The organism is Burkholderia sp. SR8 (assembly GCF_052851275.1).
Window position 1 is genome coordinate 1 of record NZ_JAULUC010000061.1, and the last position, 1,810, is coordinate 1,810.

The following is a 1,810-nucleotide window of genomic DNA, read 5'->3' on the forward strand; positions in this document are numbered from 1 at the left end:
CGCCGCATGATCTTGCCCGAGCGCGTCTTCGGCAGGTTGTCGCCGAAGCGGATGTCCTTCGGCTTCGCGATCGGCCCGATCTGCTTGCCGACCCAGTCGCGCAGCGTCTTCGCGAGCGCCGCCGCTTCGTCGCCTTCCGGACGCGAACGCTTCAGCACGACGAACGCGACCACCGCCTCGCCGGTCGTGTCGTCCGGGCGGCCGACCACCGCCGCTTCCGCCACCAGCTCGTGCGACACCAGCGCCGACTCGATCTCCATCGTGCCCAGCCGGTGCCCCGACACGTTCAGCACGTCGTCGATGCGGCCCATGATCGTGAAGTAGCCGGTGTCCTTGTCGCGCACCGTGCCGTCGCCGGCGAGGTACAGCCGCCCGCCGAGTTCTTCCGGGTAATAGCTCTTCTTGAAGCGCTCCGGGTCGCCCCAGATCGTGCGGATCATCGCCGGCCACGGACGCTTGACGACGAGAATCCCGCCTTGCCCGTTCGGGACGTCCTGGCCGGTTTCGTCGACCACCGCCGCCATGATGCCCGGCAGCGGCAGCGTGCACGAACCGGGCACCGTCGGCGTCGCGCCCGGCAGCGGCGTGATCATGTGGCCGCCGGTCTCGGTCTGCCACCACGTATCGACGATCGGGCAGCGCTCCTGGCCGACGTGCTTGTGGTACCACATCCACGCTTCCGGATTGATCGGCTCACCGACCGTGCCGATGATGCGCAGGCTCGACAGGTCGTAGCTCTTCGGATGGACCTTGTCGTCGGCTTCGGCCGCCTTGATCAGCGAACGGATCGCGGTCGGCGCGGTGTAGAACACCGTGACCTTGTGATCGCCGATCATCTTCCAGAAGCGGCCGGCGTCCGGCCAGGTCGGCACGCCCTCGAACACGACCTGCGTGCCGCCGCATGCGAGCGGCCCGTACGTGATGTACGTGTGGCCGGTGACCCAGCCGATGTCGGCCGTGCACCAGAACACGTCGGTGGGCTTCCAGTCGAAGGTCCACTTCATCGTCTGCGCGGCCCACAGCAGATAGCCGCCCGTGCTGTGCTGCACGCCCTTCGGCTTGCCGGTCGAGCCCGACGTATACAGGATGAACAGCGGATGCTCGGCGCCGACCCATTCCGGCGCGCAGGTGTCGGACTCGCCGTCCACCAGCTCGTGCAGCCACAGGTCGCGCTCCGCATGCCAGTCGATCTTGCCGCCGGTGCGGCGATAGACGATCACGCTCTTGACCGCTTCGCAGCCGCCCATCGCGATCGCTTCGTCGGCGATGCTCTTGAGCGGCAGCGTCTTGCCGCCGCGCGCCTGCTCGTCGGCGGTGATCAGCGCGACCGCGCCGACGTCGACGAGCCGCTCGTTCAGCGACTTCGCGGAGAAGCCGCCGAACACGACCGAGTGCGTGGCGCCGATGCGCGCGCACGCCTGCATCGCGACGATGCCTTCGATCGACATCGGGATATAGATGACGACGCGATCGCCCTTGCCGATCCCGCGTTTCTTCAGCGCATTCGCGAAGCGCGACACGCGTGCGAGCAGGTCGGCATAGGTGACGCGCGTGACGGTGCCGTCGTCGGCCTCGAAGATCACCGCGACGCGCTCGCCGTTGCCGGCTTCGACGTGGCGGTCGAGACAGTTGTACGACGCGTTGAGCTCGCCGTCGTCGAACCACTGGTAGAACGGCGCGTTGCTCTCGTCGAGCACCTTCGTGAACGGCTTGTGCCAGCTGAGGCCCTCGCGTGCGAGCCGCGCCCAGAAGCCTTCGTAATCGCGCTCGGCTTCGGCGGCCAGTGCGCGGTAGGCCGGCATGCCGGAGA

The 1,810-nt window shown here is 68.0% G+C and carries 1 protein-coding gene; it reads right to left on the minus strand.

Translation table 11 applies throughout. The features are described from left to right. On the minus strand, positions 1-1,810 hold a 1,810-nt coding region (gene acs, locus Q3A80_RS31770; protein ID WP_446332728.1), incomplete at both ends, for an acetate--CoA ligase.